Annotated in this window: 6 protein-coding genes; 4 read left to right on the forward strand and 2 right to left on the reverse strand. The window is 57.0% G+C overall.

From position 1 onward, the window contains the following. Positions 1-254: 254 nt before the first annotated feature. Entirely contained in the window at positions 255-1,595 is a 1,341-nt protein-coding gene (gene rimO / locus IBX51_RS13660) for a 30S ribosomal protein S12 methylthiotransferase RimO (protein ID WP_291831837.1), read from the reverse strand. Between the two features lie 320 nt (positions 1,596-1,915). Between rimO and IBX51_RS13665 the strand changes: the two genes are divergently transcribed. The 4 genes from IBX51_RS13665 to IBX51_RS13680 all read left to right on the forward strand — a co-directional run bounded on the left by IBX51_RS13665 (position 1,916) and on the right by IBX51_RS13680 (position 6,303). Beyond that, positions 1,916-2,341 carry a PilZ domain-containing protein gene (locus IBX51_RS13665; RefSeq protein WP_291831838.1) on the forward strand — a complete coding sequence of 142 codons (426 nt, stop codon included), beginning with the start codon at positions 1,916-1,918 and terminating at the stop codon, positions 2,339-2,341. 179 nt (positions 2,342-2,520) lie between these two features. Then, complete coding sequence (cysD, locus tag IBX51_RS13670) at positions 2,521-3,435, forward strand: sulfate adenylyltransferase subunit CysD (RefSeq protein ID WP_291831839.1); 915 nt, start codon at positions 2,521-2,523, stop codon at positions 3,433-3,435. Between the two features lies 1 nt (position 3,436). Further along, a complete protein-coding gene (gene cysN, locus IBX51_RS13675; RefSeq protein WP_291831840.1) occupies positions 3,437-5,095 on the forward strand; it encodes a sulfate adenylyltransferase subunit CysN in 1,659 nt (552 codons plus the stop codon). Positions 5,096-5,286: 191 nt separating this feature from the next. Then, positions 5,287-6,303: a nucleoid-associated protein gene (locus IBX51_RS13680; protein ID WP_291831841.1), complete on the forward strand. Its 1,017-nt coding sequence runs from the start codon at positions 5,287-5,289 to the stop codon at positions 6,301-6,303. Here the strand turns inward: IBX51_RS13680 and trmH are convergent. After that, complete coding sequence (trmH, locus tag IBX51_RS13685) at positions 6,300-7,034, reverse strand: tRNA (guanosine(18)-2'-O)-methyltransferase TrmH (RefSeq protein ID WP_291831842.1); 735 nt, start codon at positions 7,032-7,034, stop codon at positions 6,300-6,302. The genes IBX51_RS13680 and trmH overlap by 4 nt on opposite strands. Positions 7,035-7,114 lie beyond the last annotated feature (80 nt).

The following is a 7,114-nucleotide window of genomic DNA, read 5'->3' on the forward strand; positions in this document are numbered from 1 at the left end:
ACTTTTTGTTGCAGCCCTAGCCTTTTTGGTTGGCAGTTATCGCACGGGCGGGTCAATTTCGCTACTGCATTTCTGGATGCTGATTATCACTGACGGTTGCGAGGCCTTGGCAGGAAGTGCCTCCCAAAAATGTTGAAGGCCAAGGATGGCCTGAAACAAGCGCACATGGATGTGCTCGTAGCGGTTTTTGGGAGGCACTTCCTGCCAAGGCCCTCCCGCAAAATTCAAAGGCTAGGAGCCACACTCAAGGCCGATCAAACAAGCCGACCCCATAAATCGTGTTCATCAGCATGCTCTACAACGGCCTGCACAATTTGACCGGGGACCAGGTCGGTTTCGTCATTCAGGTAGACCATGCCATCTATCTCTGGCGCATCTGCCTTCGAACGGCCAATCGCCCCCTCTTCATCCACCTCATCGATAAGCACATCAATGGTCTTGCCGATCTTGGCCTGCAAGCGAGCGGCTGAAATCTCGGCCTGTTTGGCCATAAAGCGGGCCAGCCGTTCTTCCTTGACCTCTTCCGGTACAGCACCTTCCAGCTCATTGGCCTTGGCACCCTCGACCGGGCTGTAGGTAAATGCGCCCACGCGATCCAGCTGAGCCTCGTCCAACCAATCCAGCAGATACTGGAAATCTTCCTCGGTTTCACCGGGGAAGCCGACAATAAAGGTCGAACGAATGGTCAGTTCCGGGCAGATTTCCCGCCACTTGCGGATGCGGTCCAGAGTCTTGCTGTCGTGGGCCGGGCGCTTCATGGCCTTGAGTACTTTCGGGCTTGCGTGCTGGAACGGGATATCCAGGTACGGCAGGATCTTGCCTTCTGCCATCAACGGAATGATGTCGTCCACATGGGGGTATGGATACACATAGTGCAGGCGAACCCAAACACCCATTTCGCCCAGCGCTTCGCACAGGGACTGCATTTTTGTTTTGACCGGACGGCCCTGCCAGAAACCCGTCCGGTATTTAACATCCACACCGTACGCCGACGTGTCCTGAGAGATGACCAGCAGCTCTTTTACCCCGGCATCGACCAGCCGCTTGGCCTCGTCCATAACATCGCCGATTGGTCGGCTGACCAGATCGCCGCGCATGGAGGGGATGATGCAAAAGGTGCAGCGGTGGTTGCAGCCTTCAGAAATTTTCAGGTAGGCGTAATGTCGCGGTGTCAGTTTGATGCCCTGGGGTGGAACCAAATCGACAAAGGGATCGTGATCTTTCTTTGGCGGCAGATACTGGTGGACCGAGCCAACCACCTCTTCATAGGCATGGGGGCCAGATACGGCGAGTACGCCGGGGTGGGTCTCACGAATTTTTTCGGCTTCAGCGCCCATGCAACCGGTAACGATCACCTTTCCGTTTTCGCTGATCGCTTCACCGATTGCGTCCAGGGATTCCTGCTTGGCGGCATCAATAAAGCCGCAGGTGTTTACCACCACAATATCTGCGTCGTTGTAGGTTGGCACGACCTCGTAACCGTCCAGGCGCAACTGGGTCAGGATACGTTCGGAGTCTACCAGTGCCTTGGGACAGCCCAGGCTGATGAAGCCCACTTTGCCGCCCAGGGCAGCATCTTGTGTTTTCTCGGTCATAAATGTCTGCAGAAATCCCGGGGCGATGCCCCTGATGAGTTTAGGGGCTGGATTTTACCTCAGCCACGCATCAACTGCAGCAACTGCAGCTCCCTGGGACATGCAGAGCCCGGGAATCCTGCTGGCCCTGAAAGCGGTGATGTCATTTTGTGACGCCGTGTTCAGAAATCGTTCATGAAACTGACACAATAGTAGGCACATACCTTGCTGTTCACTTTTTGAGCAGCTAAACTTTCAAGCGTTTGGGCGTTTCTTCCAGAAGGCGTTTGTTTATGGGAAAGGCAACCTCTTTTCAAACCTCACATGCCAGACGAGTGAACATGAAACCTTTCGTAGCCAAATCTAACTTGCGCCACCAGCAACGCGTGGATGTCACCACCGATATTACCATTGAGAAAAGCGACGGCTGCTGCCTTACGTGCCAGGTATCCAACCTGTCACGGTCTGGCGTGATGATCGCCTGCGATCAGGAAACAGCGAAGCAGTTGGTTCCGAGCATGCTTACCCCATCACCCGGCAAATGGATCGAAGTAAAAACCCGTTTCACCGTTCCGGTATTGCCGACCCAGCCAGTCACAGTCCTGGCCGATGCCAATATTGTGCACATGCGACGCGTTGCTAAAGATGAGTTCCAGGTGGGCATTCAGTTCAGTGATTTTGAAGGCAACGGATTTGACTATGTCGACCGATACGTTGCAAAACTGATGGCCGATGCCAGACATTCAACCTACGAAGCTCGTCAGTAGCACACGCATTCGACCGCGCCCCGGCCGATCTTTGCCTTCACGCCTCCAGACTCTCTGAGCCTGCCAAGGCTATATTATTAGAACCCCAAATTCTTAGCGGGCACCTTCTTATACCCTATGACGCTCTGATATAGTGTTTCATCCGATTTACAGCCATCACAACGCCCCTGCGGCAACGGATGATCATGACCACATACAACCTCACGCATCTCAAACAACTGGAAGCCGAAAGCATCCACATTATCCGGGAAGTGGCCGCCGAGTTTGACAACCCGGTCATGCTCTATTCCGTCGGCAAAGACTCCGCCGTGATGCTGCACCTTGCCCTGAAAGCGTTCCATCCCGGCAAGCCGCCCTTCCCATTGATGCACGTCGACACCACCTGGAAATTCCGTGAAATGATCGAGTTCCGGGACAAGCAGGTCAACCGATACGGCCTGGACCTGATCGTGCACACCAATGAGGAAGGCGTGAAGCAGGGCATTGGGCCCTTTACCCACGGCAGCGCCAAGCACACCGACATGATGAAAACCCAGGCGCTCAAACAGGCGCTGGACAAATACAAGTTCGACGCAGCCTTCGGTGGCGCCCGCCGGGACGAAGAAAAGTCCCGTGCCAAGGAGCGGGTGTACTCGTTCCGCGATGAACACCATCGCTGGGACCCGAAAAACCAGCGCCCCGAGCTTTGGAACATCTACAACGGCAAGGTCAACAAGGGTGAGAGCATTCGTGTGTTCCCACTCTCAAACTGGACCGAGCTGGATATCTGGCAATACATCTACCTGGAAAACATCGACATCGTACCTCTGTACTTCTCGGCCGTGCGCCCTGTTGTCGATCGCGATGGCACCCTGATTATGGTGGACGACGACCGCATGCCCCTGAAGGAAGGCGAGAAACCGATGATGAAATCGGTACGCTTCCGAACTCTGGGCTGCTACCCACTAACTGGCGCCATCGAATCCGAGGCCAACACGCTGCCGGACATCATTCAGGAAATGCTGCTGGCCACCAGCTCCGAACGCCAAGGCCGCGTGATTGACCACGATTCGGCCGGCTCCATGGAACAGAAAAAGCGGGAAGGGTACTTCTGAGATGTCACACCAATCTGAATTGATCGCCGACGATATTCTGGCGTACCTGAAACAACACGAGAACAAAGAGCTGCTGCGCCTGCTGACCTGTGGCAGCGTGGACGATGGCAAAAGTACGTTGATCGGCCGCCTGCTGCACGACACCAAAATGATCTATGAAGATCATATGGCCAGCCTGAAAACCGACAGCGCCAAGATGGGCACCACCGGCGAAAAGCTGGACCTGGCACTGCTGGTAGACGGCCTGCAGGCCGAGCGGGAACAGGGCATCACCATTGATGTGGCCTACCGCTACTTCAGCACCGACAAGCGCAAGTTCATTATTGCCGACACCCCGGGCCATGAGCAGTACACCCGCAACATGGCCACCGGGGCATCGACCGCGCAACTCGCCATCCTGATGATCGACGCCCGCCACGGCGTGATGACCCAGACTCGCCGGCATTCGTTTATCGCATCGCTGCTGGGCATTCGCCACATCGTGGTGGCCGTCAACAAAATGGATCTGGTGGATTTCAGCGAACAACGCTTCAACGAAATCCGCGACGAATATCAGGCTTTTGCCACTCGCCTCGGCCTGAAAGACATACGCTTCGTGCCGATCTCTGCCCTGGACGGCGACAACGTGGTCAACCGGAGCGAAAACACGTCCTGGTTTACCGGTCAGCCGCTGATGGAAATCCTGGAAACCGTAGAAGTGTCCCGGGACAAGAACCTGGAGCATTTCCGTTTTCCAGTGCAGTACGTCACCCGTCCCAACCTGAATTTCCGGGGCTTCTGCGGCACCGTCGCCTCCGGCGTGATTCGCCCGGGCGAAACCGTGATGGCCCTGCCCTCCCGGCGCACCAGCAAGGTCAAGGAAATCGTGACCTTCGATGGCCACCTGAGCGAAGCCTACATTGACCAGGCCATTACTCTGACTCTGGAAGACGAGATCGACATCAGCCGCGGCGACATGTTGGTGAAAGCGGAAGACGAACCAGAGGTTCATAACCGGTTCAACGCCAATCTGGTGTGGATGATCGACGCGCCACTGGAAACCGGTCGCCTGTACGACATCAAACTCGGCCCTACGTTTACCTCCGGCACGGTGAAGAAGATCCACCATCAGACAGACGTAAACACCCTGGAGCAGAACCCGAATCCGAGCAAGCTCCAGCTCAACGAAATCGGTCTGTGCGAACTGACCCTGAACCAGCCCATCGCGTTTGACGCCTACCAGCGCAACCACGCCACGGGCAGTTTCATCATCATCGACCGCCTGACCAACGTGACGGTCGGCGCAGGCATGATCGCCGGTTTGGCCGACGGCCTGGAATCCCTGGACCCGGTTACTCCGGAAGAACGCGAACGTCGCCTGGCCCAGAAGCCGGTCATCATCGCCTGCAACGGCAAACAGGCCCCGCAACTGGCCCTGGCCGTGGAGCGGGCTTTGTTTGATCAAGGCAAGACCGCTGTGGTGGTGTCTGAAGAAAACACCGGCGATGCCGATGAGCGCGGTCGCGTGGCTCAGATGCTGACCGCCCATGGTTTGGTGGCTGTGACTGTGAATCTCGGCTCTGACATTGCCAATGCCAGTGTCTCAGCGGACTCTGAGGCCGACATTCCGGCTGCCGTTGCCGGGTTGCTTCAGGAATTAGTCCGGAGTCAGCGGGCTTAAATTCGTAGACTGGCTTATGTACTGATTCCCCTACCCTGGCGAGCGGGCTTGCCGGGGTAGGGGACATTTTTCTAACAAAGAATAAGTTCCCACCTCGCGATCCGCACCGCAACTATAAAGCTACAATGAATCCCACACCGATCCATGGCAAAATCCCTCGCCAACAAGATTAACCACAGGAGCTGAACACAATGGCCATCAAACACCTGCGCACCGCCTTCGCCAGCCAGTACCAGCCGGGCCAGCCCGCCCGCCTTGTTGCCGGCGAGGCCATGCAGGAGCCCGGTGGCGATTACGAAGCCCTGCACAAACAGATGAAGCGCCTGTTCAACAGCAAGCCCGGCAAAAAATACGGCCGCTTCTCCGAAGACCTGGGCGAATGCCCGTTCAGCGCCTGGCTCAAAGACTACCTGGAAGAAAAGCAAACCTTCGCCGCCATGACCGACCGCCTGTTCGGCCAGTGGCAGGAGCTGCTCAACGGCAGCCAGGAAGAATTCGACGGCCACCTGATGGTTGTGCATGACGCCCTGGCCGATTCCGACGTGGTGTACCTGTTCATGCTCGAAACCGACAGTGCCATGCGCTTCGACGGCAGCCAGAAGCTGGACGCCACTGATGTACTGAGCCTGTCGCGCCTGAACCTGGCGGTGCGCATCGAACTGGACGACTGGCGCAACGACAACGCCGGTGAGAATTATCTGACCGTTATCCACGCCCGCGGCACCGGCGATCCCGGCGAGTTGTTCCTGCGTTTGTGTGCCTTCAGCAACAGCGTGGACGTGGAAAAAGAAACCATGACTTTTCTGGACGCGGTGGAAGCCTTCGCCAAGTCGTCTGAGCCAGAAAAAGCCGGTGAAGTGCGCACCAAAGCCTACGAATTCTGCAAAGACCAGCACGCCCTGGGAGAGCCCGTCGCCATCGAGGCGCTGTCCAGCTACCTGGACGAAAGCCAGCCGGAGCGTTTCAAGGAGTTCGCCAGCCAGAACGCCGAAATGCCGGAAACCGGCGTACTGCACCCGGACCACCGCAAGGTCAAGAAGCTGGTCCGCATCGCCGGCTCTGGCGGAGGCATGAGCGTGTCGTTCTCATCGGATCTGGTCAACCAGGCGATCTACTACGACCGCGACAAAGACGCTCTGACCATCACCCGCCTGCCCAAAGCGTTGCGGGAGCAGTTGCAGCGTTATCTGGAAGCTCGTGAAAGCTAGTTTGCTTCGATGTTTTCTGGTTGATCATCCCATCTGGGACGATTCGCCCTAAGCTTCCTGACCTCCTGCATCCACCCTACTCCGTCGATCAGTTCGCCGGTTTCGTGATCGATCGGCGGATACGGCAGGTTGCGGTCGTCGCAGTAACGCTTCACCGTCGGCTGGCACCAGCAAAAAAGAAGCCGGTTGTATTCGTCATCCGGCAGCCGCCGCTGCTCGAACATGCCCGCCAACTGCCGCTGGCGCTGGGCTTCGGACAGGATGATCGAACAGGCCGAAGATACGTTCAGGGACTCCACCATCCCCATCATCGGAATCACCAGATGCTCATCCGCCTGCTCCGCCGTCACCGGGTTTACCCCGTCCACTTCGTTGCCCATGATGATCGTGCAAGGCACGGTGTAATCCACCTCCCGAAAATCCACCGCCCGCTCTGACAACTGCGCTGCGTAGATCTTGTGGCCCTGAGCCTTCAGCCCGGCCACCGCCTCATCCATGGTCGGATGGGTATGGGTGGTCACCCAGTGATAACTGCCGCCAGCGGTCTTCCGGAACGCCCGGAAGCCCTCCTTCGGCCACACTACGTGCATATGGGCCAGGCCAAAGGCATCGCAGGACCGGATAATCGCCGACAGGTTTCTGGGCTTGTGCACCTGATCCGTCAGCACCCGCAGGTCGGGTTGGCGGGTATTGAGGGTCTGCTTGATTCGGGCAAGGCGTTCAGGGGTCATGAGTATATTGATTAAATGATGTGTTGAAGGAGCGTGTTTTGGAAAGCTCACCCCAAAAGCCTTGATGCACCAAACTGGAG

Origin of the sequence: Marinobacter sp. (assembly GCF_014859525.1) — a bacterium.
In the GTDB taxonomy this organism is placed as follows: Bacteria; Pseudomonadota; Gammaproteobacteria; order Pseudomonadales; family Oleiphilaceae; genus Marinobacter.

Excerpts from the sequence above, each read along its gene's own strand:
- rimO (WP_291831837.1), bottom strand. The coding sequence starts at position 1,595 with ATGACCGAGAAAACACAAGATGCTGCCCTGGGCGGCAAAGTGGGCTTC.
- IBX51_RS13665 (WP_291831838.1), top strand. The coding sequence starts at position 1,916 with ATGAAACCTTTCGTAGCCAAATCTAACTTGCGCCACCAGCAACGCGTG.
- cysD (WP_291831839.1), top strand. The coding sequence starts at position 2,521 with ATGATCATGACCACATACAACCTCACGCATCTCAAACAACTGGAAGCC.
- cysN (WP_291831840.1), top strand. The coding sequence starts at position 3,437 with ATGTCACACCAATCTGAATTGATCGCCGACGATATTCTGGCGTACCTG.
- IBX51_RS13680 (WP_291831841.1), top strand. The coding sequence starts at position 5,287 with ATGGCCATCAAACACCTGCGCACCGCCTTCGCCAGCCAGTACCAGCCG.
- trmH (WP_291831842.1), bottom strand. The coding sequence starts at position 7,034 with ATGACCCCTGAACGCCTTGCCCGAATCAAGCAGACCCTCAATACCCGC.